Origin of the sequence: Streptomyces cellostaticus (assembly GCF_001513965.1) — a bacterium.
Lineage (GTDB): Bacteria > Actinomycetota > Actinomycetes > Streptomycetales > Streptomycetaceae > Streptomyces > Streptomyces cellostaticus.
Map to the genome: position 1 here is coordinate 108,485 of NZ_KQ948024.1, position 16,592 is coordinate 125,076.

The 16,592-nt window shown below is 70.6% G+C and carries 18 protein-coding genes; 8 read left to right on the top strand and 10 right to left on the bottom strand.

The window, feature by feature from the left end; genetic code table 11:
• Positions 1 to 107: 107 nt before the first annotated feature.
• Positions 108 to 1,250: an ROK family transcriptional regulator gene (locus tag AQI88_RS20465; protein WP_067001236.1), complete on the bottom strand. Its 1,143-nt coding sequence runs from the start codon at positions 1,248 to 1,250 to the stop codon at positions 108 to 110.
• 48 nt (positions 1,251 to 1,298) lie between these two features.
• Between AQI88_RS20465 and AQI88_RS20470 the strand changes: the two genes are divergently transcribed.
• The 3 genes from AQI88_RS20470 to AQI88_RS20480 all read left to right on the top strand — a co-directional run bounded on the left by AQI88_RS20470 (position 1,299) and on the right by AQI88_RS20480 (position 3,843).
• The gene (locus tag AQI88_RS20470) at positions 1,299 to 2,366 is read left to right on the top strand and encodes a Gfo/Idh/MocA family protein (RefSeq protein WP_067001239.1); all 1,068 of its coding nucleotides are present in this window, start codon (positions 1,299 to 1,301) and stop codon (positions 2,364 to 2,366) included.
• Positions 2,366 to 2,866, top strand: a complete 501-nt coding sequence (locus AQI88_RS20475) for a heme-degrading domain-containing protein (protein ID WP_067001241.1) — start codon at positions 2,366 to 2,368, stop codon at positions 2,864 to 2,866. Before AQI88_RS20470 ends, AQI88_RS20475 begins: the two co-directional genes overlap by 1 nt.
• Positions 2,867 to 2,958: 92 nt before the next feature.
• Complete coding sequence (locus tag AQI88_RS20480) at positions 2,959 to 3,843, top strand: LLM class F420-dependent oxidoreductase (RefSeq protein ID WP_067001247.1); 885 nt, start codon at positions 2,959 to 2,961, stop codon at positions 3,841 to 3,843.
• A gap of 99 nt (positions 3,844 to 3,942) precedes the next feature.
• Here AQI88_RS20480 and AQI88_RS20485 read toward each other — a convergent pair whose 3' ends face one another.
• From AQI88_RS20485 to AQI88_RS20500, 4 genes are all read right to left on the bottom strand, one after another.
• Positions 3,943 to 4,800 carry a fumarylacetoacetate hydrolase family protein gene (locus tag AQI88_RS20485; protein ID WP_067001252.1) on the bottom strand — a complete coding sequence of 286 codons (858 nt, stop codon included), beginning with the start codon at positions 4,798 to 4,800 and terminating at the stop codon, positions 3,943 to 3,945.
• Positions 4,801 to 4,939: 139 nt separating this feature from the next.
• Positions 4,940 to 5,656: a YidC/Oxa1 family membrane protein insertase gene (locus tag AQI88_RS20490; RefSeq protein ID WP_067001255.1), complete on the bottom strand. Its 717-nt coding sequence runs from the start codon at positions 5,654 to 5,656 to the stop codon at positions 4,940 to 4,942.
• A gap of 139 nt (positions 5,657 to 5,795) precedes the next feature.
• Positions 5,796 to 6,122: a DUF6412 domain-containing protein gene (locus tag AQI88_RS20495; protein WP_067001256.1), complete on the bottom strand. Its 327-nt coding sequence runs from the start codon at positions 6,120 to 6,122 to the stop codon at positions 5,796 to 5,798.
• A gap of 65 nt (positions 6,123 to 6,187) precedes the next feature.
• On the bottom strand, positions 6,188 to 6,715 hold the full coding sequence (locus tag AQI88_RS20500) for a winged helix-turn-helix transcriptional regulator (RefSeq protein WP_208615844.1): 528 nt from the start codon (positions 6,713 to 6,715) through the stop codon (positions 6,188 to 6,190).
• A 68-nt stretch (positions 6,716 to 6,783) separates the two neighbouring features.
• Between AQI88_RS20500 and AQI88_RS20505 the strand changes: the two genes are divergently transcribed.
• Positions 6,784 to 8,190, top strand: coding sequence for an MFS transporter (locus AQI88_RS20505; RefSeq protein ID WP_067001258.1), 1,407 nt, complete (start codon positions 6,784 to 6,786; stop codon positions 8,188 to 8,190).
• Positions 8,191 to 8,211: 21 nt separating this feature from the next.
• On the opposite strand, the gene AQI88_RS20510 is transcribed toward AQI88_RS20505, so the two are convergent.
• The 3 genes from AQI88_RS20510 to AQI88_RS20520 all read right to left on the bottom strand — a co-directional run bounded on the left by AQI88_RS20510 (position 8,212) and on the right by AQI88_RS20520 (position 10,018).
• Positions 8,212 to 8,520 (bottom strand): Imm50 family immunity protein, encoded by a 309-nt coding sequence (locus AQI88_RS20510; protein WP_244184234.1) that lies wholly within the window; start codon positions 8,518 to 8,520, stop codon positions 8,212 to 8,214.
• Positions 8,521 to 8,608: 88 nt separating this feature from the next.
• Complete coding sequence (locus AQI88_RS20515) at positions 8,609 to 9,175, bottom strand: Imm50 family immunity protein (RefSeq protein WP_244184236.1); 567 nt, start codon at positions 9,173 to 9,175, stop codon at positions 8,609 to 8,611.
• Positions 9,176 to 9,235: 60 nt separating this feature from the next.
• Positions 9,236 to 10,018, bottom strand: coding sequence for a class E sortase (locus tag AQI88_RS20520; RefSeq protein WP_067001276.1), 783 nt, complete (start codon positions 10,016 to 10,018; stop codon positions 9,236 to 9,238).
• 248 nt (positions 10,019 to 10,266) lie between these two features.
• Between AQI88_RS20520 and AQI88_RS20525 the strand changes: the two genes are divergently transcribed.
• Entirely contained in the window at positions 10,267 to 11,742 is a 1,476-nt protein-coding gene (locus AQI88_RS20525) for a glycoside hydrolase (RefSeq protein ID WP_067001278.1), read from the top strand.
• A gap of 17 nt (positions 11,743 to 11,759) precedes the next feature.
• On the opposite strand, the gene AQI88_RS20530 is transcribed toward AQI88_RS20525, so the two are convergent.
• Together AQI88_RS20530 and AQI88_RS20535 are read right to left on the bottom strand one after the other, a co-directional pair.
• Complete coding sequence (locus AQI88_RS20530; protein ID WP_067001286.1) at positions 11,760 to 12,479, bottom strand: TIGR03943 family putative permease subunit; 720 nt, start codon at positions 12,477 to 12,479, stop codon at positions 11,760 to 11,762.
• Positions 12,476 to 13,519, bottom strand: a complete 1,044-nt coding sequence (locus AQI88_RS20535; RefSeq protein WP_067001287.1) for a permease — start codon at positions 13,517 to 13,519, stop codon at positions 12,476 to 12,478. The genes AQI88_RS20530 and AQI88_RS20535 overlap by 4 nt, the downstream gene beginning before the upstream one ends.
• A 163-nt stretch (positions 13,520 to 13,682) precedes the next feature.
• On the opposite strand from AQI88_RS20535, the gene AQI88_RS20540 reads away from it, so the two are divergent.
• The 3 genes from AQI88_RS20540 to AQI88_RS20545 all read left to right on the top strand — a co-directional run bounded on the left by AQI88_RS20540 (position 13,683) and on the right by AQI88_RS20545 (position 16,475).
• Complete coding sequence (locus tag AQI88_RS20540; RefSeq protein ID WP_067001290.1) at positions 13,683 to 14,693, top strand: hypothetical protein; 1,011 nt, start codon at positions 13,683 to 13,685, stop codon at positions 14,691 to 14,693.
• A 325-nt stretch (positions 14,694 to 15,018) separates the two neighbouring features.
• Positions 15,019 to 15,492 carry a very short patch repair endonuclease gene (locus AQI88_RS43295; protein ID WP_079057689.1) on the top strand — a complete coding sequence of 158 codons (474 nt, stop codon included), beginning with the start codon at positions 15,019 to 15,021 and terminating at the stop codon, positions 15,490 to 15,492.
• 71 nt (positions 15,493 to 15,563) lie between these two features.
• Positions 15,564 to 16,475, top strand: coding sequence for an NgoMIV family type II restriction endonuclease (locus AQI88_RS20545; RefSeq protein WP_244184238.1), 912 nt, complete (start codon positions 15,564 to 15,566; stop codon positions 16,473 to 16,475).
• Positions 16,476 to 16,592: the final 117 nt, after the last annotated feature.

A 16,592-nucleotide genomic window follows, 5' to 3' on the forward strand; every position in this document is an offset into this window, starting at 1 on the left:
GCCCCCACCCGGCCGCGGGCCCGCAGTGGCCGGTCGCGCAGTTCCCCGCGCCCCTTGGGGGCGCAACCGGCGCCGGCAAGCGGGGCCGGGCCCGTCGGCAGGCGTTCTCAGGTGTTCGGTCGGCCGAACAGGGGGGCCAGGAGGAGTTGGGCGGCGCCCTCTGCCACGGAGCGTTCGCCGCCGGGGGCGAGCCGGACCGGTGTCGGTGTCCCGAGGGCGCCCTCGCGGCGGGCCCGGGCGTCGAGAACGTTCGCGACGCCCGCCACGAATGCCTCCGGTGCCGCAGTGATCGTCCGCCCTCCGAGCAGCACCAGGTCGATGTCCAGCAACGCCACGAGGTTCCCGGCCCCCACGCCCAGCACCCGCGCCGCCTCCTCCGTCTCTCCCCGCTCCACGGCCGCCAGGCACAGCGCCTCCACGCACCCCCGGTCCCCGCACTCGCACGCGGGCCCGTCGAGTTGAAGGACCTGGTGCCCGAACTCTCCGGCCCCGGTCCGCACCCCCCGATGCACGCTCCCGCCGATCACGAGGCCGGCCCCCAGCCCCGTACCGAGATGCAGATAGGCGAAGGATCCGCCCTCACCCCCGACCGCCAGCCCGAGCGCGGCGGCGTTCGTGTCCTTGTCCACCACGACCGGCACCCCCAGCCGCTCCGCGAGCGCGTCCCGCAGCGGAAACCCGTCCCACTCCGGAAACCGGGTGACCCGGTGCAGCACCCCGCGCGCATGATCGAGCGGACCGGGCAGAGCCACCCCCACGCCGAGCAGCGAGGCGACCTCGCCGAGCCCTGGGCCGGCGGCCTCCAGCACCTCCCCCACCAGCCCCTCCACCGCACCGGCCACCACGCCCAGCACCGCCTCCGCCCCGGCCCCGAGGTCCAGCGCCCCGCGCCGCTCCCCCACCACGGCCCCGTCGAGATCCACCAGCACCGCCCGCAGCTCGTCCCGGTCCAGATGGACCCCCACCGCATGCCCGGCCTCCGGCACCAGCCGCAGTACCGTGCGCGGCTTGCCCCCGGTGGACGCCCGGCGCCCGGCCTCTGCGGCGAGCCCCGCCTCCCGCAGCCGCGCGGTGATCTTGCTGACGGCCTGCGGGGTCAGTCCGGTCCGCTCGGCCAGCTCGAGACGGCTGATGCCCTCGCCCCCGGCCGCCCGCAGCAGATCCAGCACCAGCGCGGTGTTGTGACTGCGCACCGCGAAGAGGTTCGCTCCCGCCGGCCCGCCGCTCTTCGTCCTGTTCACGCCGTCCATTCTCCCCACCGCTTGCACTTTGGCAACAGCGTTGCGAAAGTAGGACGCATGACTGGTACCCCGCTCCGCGTCGGCCTGATCGGCTACGGCCTCGCCGGCTCCGTCTTCCACGCCCCGCTGATCGCCGCCACCGCGGGCCTCGCCCTGGACACGGTGGTCACCTCGAACCCCGAGCGGCAGGAGCAGGCCCGGTCGGAGTTCCCGGACGTCCGCGTGGCCGCCGGCCCCGAGGAGCTGTTCGACCGCGCCGACGCGCTGGACCTGATCGTCATCGCGTCCCCGAACAGGACGCACGTCCCGCTCGCCACCGCTGCCCTCAAGGCGGGCCTGCCGGTCGTGGTCGACAAGCCGGTCGCCGGCACCGCCGCCGAGGCACGGGACCTCGCCGCCCTCGCCGAGGAACGCGGCCTGCTGCTCTCGGTCTTCCAGAACCGCCGCTGGGACAACGACTTCCTGACCCTGCGCCAGCTGCTGGAGAACGGCGAACTCGGGGACGTCCAGCGCTTCGAGTCCCGCTTCGAGCGCTGGCGCCCGCAGCCGAAGGGCGGCTGGCGCGAGTCCGGCGACCCGGCAGAGATCGGAGGTCTGCTCTACGACCTCGGCAGCCATGTCGTCGACCAGGCCCTGGTCCTCTTCGGCCCGGCCACCGAGGTGTACGCCGAGACGGACCTCCGCCGCCCCGGCGCCGAGACCGACGACGACACCTTCATCGCGCTCACCCACGCCGGCGGTGTCCGCTCCCACCTCTACGTCTCCGCCACCACGGCCCAGCTCGGCCCGCGCTTCAGGGTGCTGGGCTCGCAGGCGGGCTATGTGAAGTACGGCCTGGACCCGCAGGAGGCGGCCCTGCGCGAGGGCCTGCGGCCGGGCCCCAAGTGGGGAGCCGAGCCCGAGTCCCTGTGGGGCCGCCTGGGCGCCGGCGAATCCCCGCTGACCGACGGCGGCCGCCCCGTACCCACCCTGCCGGGCGACTACCCGGCCTACTACGCGGCCGTGGCGGCGGCCCTGACCGGCGCCGGACCCAACCCCGTGACCGCCCTGGAGGCGGCCGCGGCCCTCGACGTACTGGAGGCGGCCCGCCGGTCCGCCCGCGACAAGGTGACGGTGACCCTCTGATGCACCACCCACAGATCACCCCGAAGTTCGCCCCCGAGATCACCCCGAGCGTGGAGGAGCTGGAGGCACAGGAACGCCGCCTGGTCTTCCGGCAGTTCACGTACGACGACGCCTGGGCGCTCGGCTCCCTCCTGGTCGAGCTGGCCAGGGAGCGCCAGGCCCCGGTCGCCATCGACATCCACCGCGCCGGCCAGCAGCTCTTCCACGCCGCCCTGCCCGGCTCCACTCCCGACAACGACGCCTGGATCGCCCGCAAGCGCCGGGTGGTGGAGCGCTACGGCGCCTCCTCCTACCTGGTCGGCGCCCGCTTCCGCGCCAAGGGCACGACGTTCGAGGAGTCCTCCCGCCTGGACCCGGACACGTATGCGGCGCACGGCGGCTCGTTCCCGGTCAACGTCGAGAACGCGGGCGTCATCGGCGCGGTGACGGTGTCCGGCCTCCCCCAACTCCAGGATCACAGGTTCGTGGTGGAGGCGCTCGAGCAGTTCCTGAGCGAGTAGCCCGCCACCGGGATTACCGCGCGGCTCCCTCCGGTTGGCACCTACGTGCACGAAGATCACGGCACGACACCCACCCGGAGGGAAGAGCCCCGATGAGCCAGTCGACGAGCAGCGCGCACCCGCTCAAGGAGACGATCGGCCGCTACGGCGTCTGGAGCGTGGGACTGCGCTCGGAGGACCCGGCCCGGCGCGGCGAGATCGCCGAGGCCGCCGCGGAACTGGAAGAGCTCGGCTACGGCGCCGCCTGGCTGGGCGGCAGCAGCGCCGCCCGGCACGCCGCCCCGCTCCTCGAATCGACGTCCCGTCTCGTCGTCGGCACGAGCATCCAGAGCATCTGGCAGTACGACGCCGAGGCGAGCGCGACCGGTTTCGCCGAGGCGGAGTCGGCCCACCCCGGCCGCTTCGTCCTGGGCCTCGGGGTGAGCCACGCCAAGCTCGCGGACCAGTACCGCCGCCCGTACTCGGCCCTGGTGGCCTACCTCGACGCGCTGGACGCGGCCGGCGTCCCGGCCGGGCGCCGGCTCCTGGCGGCCCTCGGCCCGAAGATGCTGGAGCTGTCCCGCGACCGGGCGGCGGGCGCGATCCCCTACCTCGTCACCCCCGAGCACACCGCCGAGGCCCGCGAGACCCTGGGCGAAGGCCCGCTGCTGGCCCCGGAGTTCGGGGTCGTCCTCGAGGCCGACCCGTCCCGCGCCCGCGCCCTGGCCCGCGATCACCTCGCGCTGTACCTGTCGCTCCCCAACTACACCAACACCTTCCTGCGCCTGGGCTTCACCGAGGCCGACCTGACCGCCGACGGCAGCGACCGCCTGGTCGACGCGCTCTACGCCTGGGGCGACGAGGACCGCATCCGCAACCGCATCAACGCCTTCCACGAGGCAGGCGCGGACCACGTGGCACTCCAGGTGGTGAACGGCGGTTCCCGAGACGCCCTGCCCCTCGAGGCCTGGAGGAGGCTCGCCTCTCTGCTGGCGTAATGGCAGACACCCAAGGGGCGCGGGGAACTGCGCGACCAGCCACGAACCACCCGCGGCCGACAGCCAAGACGCAGTTCCTGGGCGCTCCCAGCGGAGCGTCTACGCGTCCTTCAACTCCTGCCGCTGACGACCAAGCCCGTCGATCTCAAGCTCCACAACATCCCCGGCCCGCAAGTACGGCTTGGGCTCCGGCTGCCCCATGGCCACCCCTGCCGGCGTCCCCGTATTGATGACATCCCCGGGGTAAAGCGTCATGAACTGGCTGACATACCGCACGACTTCCCCCACCGGAAAGATCTGCTCCGCGGTGGTCCCGTCCTGCTTCAACTCCCCGTTCACCCACAGCTTCAGCGAAAGCCGCTGCGGATCCGGAACCTCCTCCGCCGTCACCAGCCAGGGCCCCAGCGGGTTGAACGTCTCGCAGTTCTTCCCCTTGTCCCAGGTCCCGCCCCGCTCGATCTGGAACTCCCGCTCGGACACGTCGTGCGCCACCGCGTACCCGGCGACATGCGCCAGCCCCTCCTCGGCCGACTCCAGGTAGCGGGCCGTACGCCCGATGACGACGGCCAGCTCCACCTCCCAGTCGGTCTTGGCGGACCCGCGCGGCACGAGCACGGTGTCGTGGGGCCCGACGACCGTGTCCGCGGCCTTGAAGAAGATCACGGGCTCGGCGGGCGGCTCGACCCCGGTCTCGCGCGCGTGGTCGTGGTAGTTGAGCCCGATGCACACGACCTTGCCGATCCGGCCGAGCGGAGGCCCGGTCCTGAGGCCCGCCGCGTCCAGCGCGGGCAGCTCGCCGGCCTCGGCCGCCGCCCGTACCCGGCCGAGCGCGCCCTCGTCGGCGAGCAGCGCCCCGTCGATGTCGTCCACGATCCCCGACAGATCCCGCAGGATCCCCTCGGCGTCGAGCAGCGCGGGTCGCTCCGCACCGGCCGTACCGACTCGCAGCAGCTTCATGGTCACAATCTCCCTCGATCGCGGGCGCCCGACCGATGGGTGCAGCCATCGGAGGACTGGTCGATCCTCCAACTCGGCCATCCACTCCGCAAGACCCTGTTCACGTACTGGACCGTAACCCTGGCCTGCGGAAAGCGGCTCAGCGGTACAGCGCGGCCCGCTCCACCGCGCTCCACGTCGTGCTGGTGACGACGTACAGCGCGGCCGCGAGCGGCACCACCGCCACGGTGACGAGCGTGAAGAACGACATGAACGGCATGACCTTGTTGGCCGCGCCGAGCCCCGGCACCTGCTCACCCGCTCCCGCCGTGGCCATGACCGGGTTCTTCGCCATCATCAGCTTGGTGCGCCGGTAGTTGAAGGCGGCGACGGCCGCGACGAGGGCGAAGAGCCCGAGGTAGACGAGCCCGGCCGCCCCGAAGACCCCGCCGTGGGCGAGGACGTCGGCCCAGCGCCCGCCGAGCGGCGCGGCGAACAGTTCGTGTGCCAGCAGCCCGTTGCTCTCGCCGCCGATCGAGGAGCTGGAGAAGAGGTGGTAGAGGAGGAAGAAGGCGGGCAGCTGGAGCAGGCTGGGCAGAAACCCGGAGAGCGGGGAGACCTTTTCCTCGGTGTGCAGTTCCCGTACCGCCTTCTGCAGCCGCTGGGGATCCTTCGCGTGCTTCTTGCGCAGCTCGGCGATCCTCGGCTGGAGTGCGGTCCGGGCGCGCTGGCCTCTGGCGGCGGCCCGGGACAGCGGGTGCACGAGCAGTCGTACGAGTGCGGTGAACAGGACGATCGCGGCGGCGGCCGCGGCGGCGTGGAAGAGCGGCTGGAGCAGGTCGGCGAGCTGCTCGACGATGTGGGCGAAAACGGACATGGGTGGACCCTCCGTGACGGGGTGCGTCGTCGTGCCGGTGTGACGGGGCATGGCCCGTGACCGGACATGGCATGTGACGGGACATGGCATGGCGGCATGACGACCCGCGCGGGGTCACGTATCGCTGGTGGCTGGTGCCCTACGCGCAGGTCGTCGCGAGGGCGTGTCCGGGTGCCCGGGGTCTGCGGCGCCCCGGGGCGTCGGGGTCGCACTGTGGCAGGAAGGCCGTACGGCGGGCCCGGTCGCGGATCGCCGTGCGGACCCGGGTGGGCGGGACGGCGGGCGCGCAGCGGGCGGTGAGGAGCGAGCAGAGGGCGAGCGCGGAACCGGCGGCGGCGGTCGCGGCGAGCGCGACGGTGGTGGAGAGGCTGCCGGTGTCGAGGAGCGCGGCCTGGAGCAGCAGCACGTTCACCAGGACCAGCAGGAGGGCGACGGGACGCGCGGCGCCGACACGACTGCGGACCATGGCCTCCCCCTTCCGCTGACCTGCGCTTCTGTTCCCTGCACCTTGGTTATACAGGACCGCTCTCGCTATACGGGACCGGCCTCCAGGGGCTCCAGCATGCGCTTCGGCTTGAGCAGCGCCCTGCTGACCGGATCCGCCGGGTCGGGATCGAGTCCCGGGCCCGGCATGAGGACAACGTCCGCGACCGGCACGACAGTTCCGCAGGCGGGACATTCGCCGTACGGTCCGAGTTCGGTGCCGCAGTCCGCGTGCCGGAAGGACCGCAGCTGGGTCTCCTGGAGGTTTTCGCGGCCCCACAGCGCGAGGGCCCGCAGCGCCGGCCACAGCGCGATGCCGCGCTCGGTGACGACGTACTCGTCGCGCGGCGGAGCCTGCTGGTACCGGCGTTTTTCGAGGACCCCGACCTCGGTGAGCGTCTTGAGCCGGGCCGAGAGGACGGCGCGCGGGATGCCGAGGTGGACGAGGAAGTCGTTGTAGCGCCGGACGCCGTAGAGCGCGTCGCGGACGACGAGGAGCGTCCACCGCTCGCCGACGACCTCGAGCGCGCGGGCGATCGAGCATTCCTGCGTCGCGTAGTCCTTGCCCAGTGCCATGCGGTCCACTGTAACCATTTCCCCTCCCTTGGTTCAGTGACCGAACCAACGGTGTTACGGTACGGAACATGCCTAGGTTCAATGAAAGAACCGTCACCGCGCGGCAGCCCACCGCCGCACGACGGGACGCCCGCCCCTCAGCACCCCCGCACCCCCGCGCCACCCTGGCCCTGACCAGCGCCGCGACCGCCGTGGCCCTGATGACCTACACGGCCCCGATGGTCACGCTCCCGGACACCGCGGCCGACCTGCACACCCCGGTCTCCGCCCAGGCCTGGCTACTGAACGGCACCCCGCTGGGCCTGGCCGCCCTGCTCCTGGTGGCCGGCAGCCTGGCCGACGACTACGGCCGCCGCCGCATCTTCCTCACCGGCACGCTCGCCCTCGGCCTGACCACGGCCCTGGGCGGCCTGACGACCTCCACCCTCCTGTTCACCCTGGCCCGCATCGCCCAGGGCGCATCGAGCGCGGCGATCCTGGCGAGCAGCCTGGGCCTGCTGGTGACGGCCTTCCCGAGCCCGCGCGGCCGGCTGCACGCGACCGGCGTGTGGGGCGCGTTCGTGAGCGGCGGCATCGCGGCGGGCCCGCTGGTCTCCGGGGCGATGCCGTCGTGGCGGGTGGCGTACGGCGCCCTGGGCGCGGCGGCGCTGCTGGTGGCGGCCCTGGGCATCCGCCCCCTGAAGGAGTCGAAGGCCCCCCGGGGCGGCCGCCCCGACATCCTCGGCGCACTGACCTTCGGCTCGGCACTGGTGGCCCTGGTGGCGGCCCTGACCCTGGGCCGGGACGGCTGGCTGCGCACACCGGTGGCCCTGCTGCTGGCGGCGACGGTGGCCCTGATGGCCTTGTTCACGCTGGTGGAACGCCGGACGCGAACACCCATGATCGACCTCTCCCTCCTGCGTCGCCCCCGCTTCCTGGCCTCCGCGGCCGGCGGCCTGTTCACCGGCCTGACGGTGATCGGCCTCTTCAGCTACCTCCCCGCCCTGTTGCAGCAGACCCTGCACCTGTCCGCGATGAACACGGCCTGGCTGTTCCTGCTGTGGTCCGGCCTGTCGTTCGTAGTGGCCCTGCAGGCGAAGCGGCTGGCGGGCCGGATCGGTCCGCGGTGGCAGCTGGCCGTGGGCTTCCTGCTGCACGCGGTGGGCGCGCTGACGATGCTGGGCGCGGTCGGCGCGGGCTCATGGCCGCGGATGCTGCCGGGCCTGGTGATCGGCGGCGTGGGCAGCGGCCTCCTGAACGCCGCACTGCCCCTCGTGGCGGTGGAGTCGGTCCCCGCCGAGCGGGCGGCGATGGGCTCGGGTGCCCAGCAGACGTTCCGCTACATCGGCTCCTGCGCGGGCGTGGCCCTGACGATCGCCCTCGTCACGTCGTCGGGCGGCGGCCTGGCACGGGGCGCGGACGTGGCAATAGCCGTGTCGGCGGGCCTGGCCGTGCTGGGGGCTGTGAGTGTGGGGGTGGTGCGGGAGCGGGGGTGAGCGGAGGCGAGCCGCCGGGGTTCAGGGGCTGTCCGAGGCTCGGTAGGCACGGGGCCCGGCCAGCCGGACCGCAGCCGCCCGGAACACGATCCCGGACCCCTCCGGTCCCAGCTCCACACCAAGGCCTCCACCGTCCCGGAGGAACACCCGGACGTCCTTCGCCTCGGCGGCGCCCCATCCCGTGGCCCGAAACCCCGTCACCCCCGTGAAGACGAGATGGAACTCGAACGCATTGAAGCCCTTCCCCTCCCACTCCACGGGAGGGTTCACAGGGAACAGCCGCGTATCGAATCCCAAGGTCACGGAGTCTTCGCGTTCGTCGATGTGCACGGAGAAGAGATCGCACGCATCCGGCGAGGGCGGATCACCCCCGTACAGCGCACCCAGGAAGTCCTCAGAGGCAAGCAGCCGCAGCCAGTCACCGCTCATAGAAGACCTTCCGATGCGTGGCGGGAAGCGAGCCGAACAGCAGGGAGTCCACCCTGTTCAGGAAGAGATGCGGCCCGCCGTCCGCTCCCGCGGGCCCTCGACGGAAGGCGCTGACATGCCGTACGACCACGGACGCGGCGCACTCGAACCGCAGGTCCACCCCCGTCCCGCCGACCGACACCCGCATCCGCCGCTCGCCCCCGAACGGCACCGCGCGCAGGTCACCCACAGCAGGCGGCTCCCACTGCGCGAACACCAGCGGTTCCACCGCGGGAAACGCGAACTGACACTGGACGGAGTCCATGCCCGCGTCGGCCCACTCCTGGGGCGGTGACTCGGGAAAGCCGGGCAGGTCGAGCCGCAATGTCACCGTCGGCCCACGCCAGTTGAGATGGACGGAACGGACCCGTACCCGCTCCAGGCCGGGAACGTGCCCGTAAAGGGACCGCAGGACGTCCGCGTTCACCAGGAAGCTTTCGAAGCCGCCGAAGCCGTCCAAGCCTTCGAAGCCGTCGAAGCCGTCGAAGCCGTCGAAGCCATCGACAGAGACCGACACCACCGCATCGTCTCATCCGGCCGCCCCATACCCTTGAGGTCCCCTCGGGGTCCCCGCGGGCTACTCCCTGGGCCGCATCGACACCAGCTTCCCCCACACCGCCATCCGGTACCGCGAGGTGAACTCGGGAGTGCAGGTGGTCAGGGTGATGTAGTAGCCGGGCTCGTCGTACCCGTAGGAAGGCCTCACCAGGGAACGCGGCACGGGCCGGATGACCCCGGAGTCCCGCGACGACGTCTGCGGCAGCACCTTGTCGACCGCGTACGTGTACGTCGCCGCCTCCGTCTCGACCCGGACGGTGTCCCCGGGCCGCAGCCGAGGGAGGTAGCGGAAGGGCTCACCGTGGGTGTTGCGATGCCCGGCGAGCGCGAAGTTCCCGGCCTGGCCCGGCTGTTGGGTTCCGGGGTAGTGACCGACGTATCCCTTGTTGAGCACGTACGGCTTGCTCACGCCTTCGGCGACGGGGACGCGCAGGTGCAGCCGGGGGATGGTGAGGACGGCGTACGCCTGGGAGGCGCGGGAACGCCCGGAGACGGTGACGGCGCCGCCCGGCCGCGGCCTCGCGCTGCCGGACGCGCCCGTCGCCGCCGGCCGGGGCGACGCCGACGCGGAGGGCGCAGCACCCGGGGCCGGGCTGTCCCCGCCGCGCGTGCCCCACTCCTTCTCCAGGGCCTCCACCTTCCGCTCGGCTCCCTGCCGGGCCTCCCGGTTGGTCCACCACAGCTGGTGCACGACGAGCAGCATGAGCACGACCCCGGCGGTGACGAGCACCTCGCCTCCGCCCCACAGCCCCCGCCGCCACCTCGCCCGCCTGCGCCGATCACGGTGCCGTACGACTCGCATCCGCACACCCGCCTCCCCAGAAGCCGCCCGCACGATAGGGCGAGGCACGCCAACTCACCAGAGCGGTAGGCCCTCCGACCGCGGAGCCATTGCCTCCCGCCTTCCTCAATGGGTTTGAGAAAGGGATGCCACAACTCTCGACAACCTCGCACACCAGACCCGATGCTTCCTGTTGGCATGCGGGGGGACCAGTCAGCGCCGGTTCGGGAACCGGCGCTGGAGCCGCACGGAGAGGCAGAGACCAAGCCATGATCCGACGCAGAACGCTGCTGGCAGCCGCAGGCGGCGGCCTCCTGGGCAGCGCCCTGGCCACGGGCACCGCCCGGGCCGACGCCACCATTGCCGTCAACCCTTCGGCCGCCTACGGCACTTGGGAGGGCTGGGGCACCTCCCTGGCCTGGTGGGCGAACGTCTTCGGCGCCCGGGACGACTTCGCGGACGCCTTCTTCACCACCAGGACGACGACGTACAACGGCACGTCGCTCCCCGGCCTCGGCCTGAACATCGCCCGCTACAACCTGGGCGCATGCAGCTGGAACAGCGTCGGCGGCCAGTCGATGGCGGCCTCCCCCAACATCCCCTCCTTCAAGCAGATCGAGGGCTACTGGCAGGACTGGAACAACGAGGACCCCACGTCCTCCGCCTGGAAGTGGACGGCCGACGCGACCCAGCGCGCGATGCTGACGAAGGCCACGGCACGAGGGGCCACGACCGAGCTGTTCGCCAACTCGCCGATGTGGTGGATGTGCCTCGACCACAACCCCTCCGGCGCCTCCGACGGCGGCAACAACCTCCAGTCCTGGAACTACCGCCAGCACGCCTCCCACCTGGCCGCGGTAGCCCTCTACGCGAAGCAGAACTGGGGCGTGAACTTCGCGACGGTGGAGGCCTTCAACGAGCCCTCCTCGTCCTGGTGGACGGCGACGGGCACGCAGGAGGGCTGCCACATCGACGCGACGGTCCAGGCAGCAGTACTTCCGTATCTGAGAAGCGAGTTGGACAAGCGAGGCCTGACGAGCACAAAGATCTCGGCATCGGACGAAACAAGCTACGACCTCGCCCGTACGACGTGGAACTCCTTCTCCTCCACGACGAAGGGGTACGTGAACCGGGTCAACGTCCATGGCTACCAGGGTTCGGGCGGCCGCAGGGACCTGCTGTACACGGACGTGGTGACGACGGCCGGCAAGGCCCTGTGGAACTCCGAGACGGGCGACAGCGACGGCACGGGGATGACCCTCGCCAGCAACCTCCTCTACGACTTCCGCTGGCTGCACCCCACGGCCTGGGTGTACTGGCAGGTGATGGACCCCAGCGCGGGCTGGGCGATGATCGCGTACGACGCGAACACACTCCAGCCGGGCGCCGTCCAGACCAAGTACTACGTGATGGCGCAGTTCAGCCGCCACATCCGCCCGGGGATGACGATCCTGGACACGGGAGCGAGCTATGCGGTGGCGGCGCTGGACAAGTCGGCAAAACGCCTGGTGATAGTGGCCGCGAACACCTCCTCCTCCGCCCAGACCCTCACCTTCGACCTGTCGAAGTTCACGACGGTGACGGGCGGCTCGGGCGGCCTGGTCCCCCGCTGGAACACGGTGACGACGGGCGGCTCGGACCTCTACACGTCCCACTCGGACACGCACCTGAGCGGCAAGTCCCTGTCGGTCCCCTTCGCGGCGAAGTCGGTGCAGACGCTCCAGGTGGACGGAGTCACCGTGTAGCGCGGTGGCTCAGGGCATCAGGGCAGCGGAAGGGCGTCCTGGTATCCGTTCACCGGCCGGGCGACCTTCTCGACCGTACGGGCGTCGAGCGCGACCGGCGCGGAGCTGGTGCCCAGCTTCCCGCCGGCATGCCAGGCCCCGGTCACCGTCACCCAGGTGTTGGCGGGCAGTACGGGACCGCCGTAGATCCGCACCTTCACGGACTGGGCGTCCGCCGCACAGCAGTTGAGGATGATTCGCGTCAGATCCCAGCTGCCGTGCGGCCCCCCGAGTGTGACGAACCCGGTCATCCGGATGCTGCGCCCCTTGATGGCCTGCGCCCGGTCCTGCTGCACCCGGCTGGTGAAGCCGGAGAGGGTCATGGGGACGGGCGAGGCGGCGGGCAGCGGATCGAAGTCGCTCTGCTCGGCGACGGCCTTGGGCGGCTGCCGGGAGGCGGTGTAGGCGCCGAGGGCGGGTGGGGCGTAGAAGAGCAGGCTGAGCGCCGGAAGGAGGAGCAGCCAGGCGACGCGGGGCAGGGAGGAGTGATCGTGCCCGCTGTGCCCCTCTTCCTCCTCCTTCTGCTTGTCGAGCACGGCGCTGGCCACGCCCAGCAGGAGCAGCACCACGCCGGAGGCGACGAGCAGGGGCCGCATGCCTTCCTTGACGTACCTCAGGCACAGGTCGGTGAAGAGGGAGACGTGCAGCAGCCCGAGCCCGCAGAGCCCGAGCAGCACCGCCTGAAGGAATCGCTTCACAGCAGCACCCCACCGATCAACGAACTGCACGCGACAGCGACGACAACAGTGGCGGCGGAGAACCGTACGGCGAAGGCCCGCCCGAAGGTCCCCGCCTGAAGGGCGATGAGCTTCAGGTCGACCATGGGCCCCACCACCATGAACACGAGCCGCGCGATGGGCGGGAACCCGGTCAGCGAGGCGGCGAGAAAGGCGTCGGCCTCGGAACACACGGCGAGCAGCACGGCGAGCCCGGCCAGAAAGAGCACGGACAGCCAGGGCGCCCCGGCAAAGGTGTCGAGCACGGACCGGGGAACGGCGACGTTGAAGGTGGCGGCCGCCATGGCCCCGAGCACGAGAAACCCCCCGGCATGCAGGAAGTCGTGCTGGAACCCGAGCCGGAACTCGTTCCACCGGCTGCGCCCGTGTTGGTGCCCGGTATGCCGCGCGGTCGGCCGCAACCACTCCGCCCGCCCGAAGCGCAGCCACAACCACCCCATGACGACGGCGGTGACGAGCGAGGCGACCAACCGGGCCAGCACCATGGCGGGGTTCCCGGGGAACGCGATGGCGGTGGCGGTGAGCACGACGGGATTGATGGCAGGAGCGGACAGCAGGAACGCAAAAGCGGCAGCCGGTGCGACCCCACGCCCGATCAGACTGGAGGCCACCGGCACCGAGGCACACTCGCACCCGGGCAGGACGGCCCCGGCGACACCGGCGACGGGCACGGCGAGCACGGCCCGCCGCGGCAGGATGCGACTGAACACCCGCTCCGGCACGAACGCGTTGATCGCGCCGGACAGGGCCGTACCGAGCAGTAGGAAGGGCAGGGCCTGCACCGTGACGGCCAGACACACGGTCCGCCACGCCTGCACGGCAGGGGCATCCCCCCAGCGCCCGAGGAGAATCACGACCGTACCGGGGACGACGGCGGCTCCCACGAGGAGCAGCGGCCCGTACCGGGGCGACTCGGGCCGCGCATCACTGTGCCCCGCGCCGTCCGCTACGGCACCGGCCGCCGCCTGATCCTCGGCGACCAGGGCGCCCGTCTTCTCCATGCCGACTCCGCTTGTCGATGTCCGCCTCGAAGATAGCGGTCCCGATCGGCCGTCACCCCCATCACCCAAGGGCCGACACTCACTTCCCCACCTCCCCTTTCTCACCTCTTTCCCTCTCCTTTGCGCCTCACGTTTGTCACCGCCCGGCAGTACGGTGTCACCCATGCGCCCCGACACGCCTGCCGAGAACGTCGACCACACCGCCGAAGCGGCACGCCTGGAGCGGACCGCCGGCCTGTATCCCGAGGACGCCGAGGCCCTGCTCCTGCGCGCCGCGGCCCACCTGGAACTGGCCGGCGACCGCCCCGCCGCGACGACGCTCTACGACCGCCTGCTGTCCTCGATCGACGGCCTGGAGAGCCCTGCCCTGGTACGCGCCCTGAAGGCCTCGAACCTCTGGGAGTACGACCACGAGGCAGAGGCAAGGGCGATCATCGACGGAATCCGGACCTCGGCGCCCCGCGACCCGGCGCCCTGGGTGATCGTGGCCGAGGCCCTGGAGTCACACGACGAGCTGGAGGCGGCGGAGCAGACCTTCACGGAGGCGACGAGCCTGCTCCTGACGGATGGGGCAGAACCCCCGTACTCGACCCATCCACTCCTCTTCGGCCGCCACCGCGTCCGCCGCATGCTGGGCCTGGCCCACGACGACTGGGACACCCTGGCGGACACCCTCCACTCCTCGCCGGTCTCCCTGGACGAACTCCACGACCCGAAACGGGTGTGGTCCCTGGGCTCGGACAACCCGGCGGAGCTGGAGGCGGAGATCTCGCGACTGCGGGCGGAGCTGGGCGCGTACCGAGAGGCACTGTCCCGGCCGTTTCCGGTGGCGGTCCTGCACTGGCCGACATCCGAGCTGGAGGAGCTGCTGTCGGCGTATCCGGGGCTGGCCTCCGAGTACCCGTCCCACGGGGAGCACCTGACGACCATAGAGTCCTCGCTGCGCGAGCTGGCCTCTTCTGGGACGCCGAACCTGGGGATCGTGACGGGGACTGTGCCGTCGTACGAGGCGTTTGCTGCGTCGGAAGGGGCGTCGCCGGAGGACGGGACGCTGCTGCCGCAGTATGCGACGACGTTGGCGGCGCGGGGGCGGGCTGTGGTTTGGCCGCCGCAGAGGGGGGCCGATTGCTGGTGTGGTTCGCCCCAGGACTACACCACCTGCCATGGAGCATAGAGACGCCCCCACGGCAGCGAGGCACAAGCCGCCGACCACCCGGCGTGCCACCACTCCGCTGAGGCGCTCCCAGCTCCGGTCAGCCCCTGGCCAACCGAACGGCACCCCACCCTGGGACCCGCTTCCCTCGGGCCGCCCGCTCGCTTCTCCCCTGTGCTGGAGCAGCGGGTCAAGGGTGGCCCGAAGGGCCATCGGGGCCCGGCCGACGCGGGAGCGCCCTTGAGGCGGGCTGCGGAAGCACAACAATGCCGAGAAGCGATCGGCCCTACGTCCTCATAGCACCGGTCAGCCGTACACCTCACAATGCCACCACCGCGCCGGCAGAATGCTTCCCGTGCCAGGTGCCGTCCCATCATCCCCCGCCGTGTCCGCTCGGATGAGCCGACAGAGTTCCCGCGACACGGCTCAAGAGGTCGCGGTGCGCAAACTGCTGCACGCGGCGGGGCTGCGCTACCGAGTGAACTACCCGGTGCCTGGCATGCCACGCCGTACGATCGACATCGCGTTCAGTCGAGCAAAGATCGCAGTATTCCTTGACGGGTGTTTTTGGCACGGTTGCCCCGAGCACGCCACCCACCCAAAGGCAAACGCCGAATGGTGGCGAACAAAGCTGACGAAAAACGTCGCACGCGACCTCGAGACCACACAGCACTTGGAATCACAGGGCTGGACCGTCCTACGATTCTGGGAGCATGAAGTCCCGGATTCGATCGCCGAAGCCATCGCCAAGAAACGGCTCAACCTACAACGAGGAACGCCTAAAATACGGAAGAATCCAGAACAACCTCCTCGCGAATAACATCCCGAACACAAGGCGAGCGATTCAAGATCATCGCCTCATTGGATTACTCACCACAATTGGGGGATTCCTTGCCTGCACCCTTCGTCAAGTCACTCTGCGGCTATCGCGACGGAAGGCCGAATACATCCGACAAGGGCGACACAGGCTCAATCGCTCTGGGTAAGCTCTTCTTTGAGGCCATGGGAATCGCGACAGACGCAGTCCCGCCGGAGGAGAACGACGGCAATAAGACGACGATCGGCACCCTGATGTCCACCCTGACGTCCACCGATCTCCAGGACGCGTTGAAAGACGAGGCGCCGCACCTTACGGTCGAACCGGAGAAAGCATTCCCCGGCTTTGAACAGTTCGCGCACATCAATGCCGCCCGGGAATTGCGCAGGGACATGACGAAGGAAGTCGAGCGAGCCGTCCAAGAACTAGACAAATACTCAGCCCGTTCCGGTCTCGACGAAGAGATACGTAGCAAGTTGAACGAACATCTGAACAACATCCGCAATGAAATTCAGATGGCTGACGAACGCCGTCGGGAACTCCTGAACCTGATGGGTGAGGAGTCACTGCTCAACTTGGACATCACCGTCTCGAGGGAGCTGACCAACACCGTCGAGCACTCCGCACCCCTGCGACACCTTGTTGCTGGACTGTCCTTGAAATGGACACTTCGGACAGACCGAGCCCAGGACTGCAGGAGCCAGGGAGCCAAGATGGCTGCGCTCCGCCGCGGTCGCATGCCGCATTTCGCCGCGGTAACGATGGAACCGAGGCCGGCGATGCTCGCACTCCTCGCGCGGGGGGCCGGCGACGTCGACTGCGTATACCACCTGCACCTGCCCGCCCTCTCCGACGCGCTGGACGAGTACTGCTCGGGAACCAAGCGCAAGCCCCGGCTCGCCATCAGAGACAACTTCAGGCGCATGCGCGATCAGCGACGAATCCGCGACTACGACGAGCTGCGGAGCTACCTGAGCACGCTGTGACGGTCAACACAACCGGCCACTCTGCCACCGCCACCTCGCAGCCCCCTTCCACCTTCTCAACACCAGCACCCACTGATGTTCTCGTCCTCATCGAGAGCAACTGTCAGTCCCTGGGAT

Bases quoted from the DNA above. Each gene is read 5' to 3' on its own strand.
- AQI88_RS20490 (WP_067001255.1), bottom strand. From the start codon at position 5,656: ATGTCCGTTTTCGCCCACATCGTCGAGCAGCTCGCCGACCTGCTCCAG.
- AQI88_RS20485 (WP_067001252.1), bottom strand. From the start codon at position 4,800: ATGAAGCTGCTGCGAGTCGGTACGGCCGGTGCGGAGCGACCCGCGCTG.
- AQI88_RS20540 (WP_067001290.1), top strand. From the start codon at position 13,683: ATGCGCCCCGACACGCCTGCCGAGAACGTCGACCACACCGCCGAAGCG.
- AQI88_RS20535 (WP_067001287.1), bottom strand. From the start codon at position 13,519: ATGGAGAAGACGGGCGCCCTGGTCGCCGAGGATCAGGCGGCGGCCGGT.
- AQI88_RS20495 (WP_067001256.1), bottom strand. From the start codon at position 6,122: ATGGTCCGCAGTCGTGTCGGCGCCGCGCGTCCCGTCGCCCTCCTGCTG.
- AQI88_RS20520 (WP_067001276.1), bottom strand. From the start codon at position 10,018: ATGCGAGTCGTACGGCACCGTGATCGGCGCAGGCGGGCGAGGTGGCGG.
- AQI88_RS20505 (WP_067001258.1), top strand. From the start codon at position 6,784: ATGCCTAGGTTCAATGAAAGAACCGTCACCGCGCGGCAGCCCACCGCC.
- AQI88_RS20475 (WP_067001241.1), top strand. From the start codon at position 2,366: ATGCACCACCCACAGATCACCCCGAAGTTCGCCCCCGAGATCACCCCG.
- AQI88_RS20470 (WP_067001239.1), top strand. From the start codon at position 1,299: ATGACTGGTACCCCGCTCCGCGTCGGCCTGATCGGCTACGGCCTCGCC.
- AQI88_RS20480 (WP_067001247.1), top strand. From the start codon at position 2,959: ATGAGCCAGTCGACGAGCAGCGCGCACCCGCTCAAGGAGACGATCGGC.
- AQI88_RS20465 (WP_067001236.1), bottom strand. From the start codon at position 1,250: ATGGACGGCGTGAACAGGACGAAGAGCGGCGGGCCGGCGGGAGCGAAC.
- AQI88_RS20525 (WP_067001278.1), top strand. From the start codon at position 10,267: ATGATCCGACGCAGAACGCTGCTGGCAGCCGCAGGCGGCGGCCTCCTG.
- AQI88_RS20500 (WP_208615844.1), bottom strand. From the start codon at position 6,715: ATGGCACTGGGCAAGGACTACGCGACGCAGGAATGCTCGATCGCCCGC.
- AQI88_RS43295 (WP_079057689.1), top strand. From the start codon at position 15,019: ATGCTTCCCGTGCCAGGTGCCGTCCCATCATCCCCCGCCGTGTCCGCT.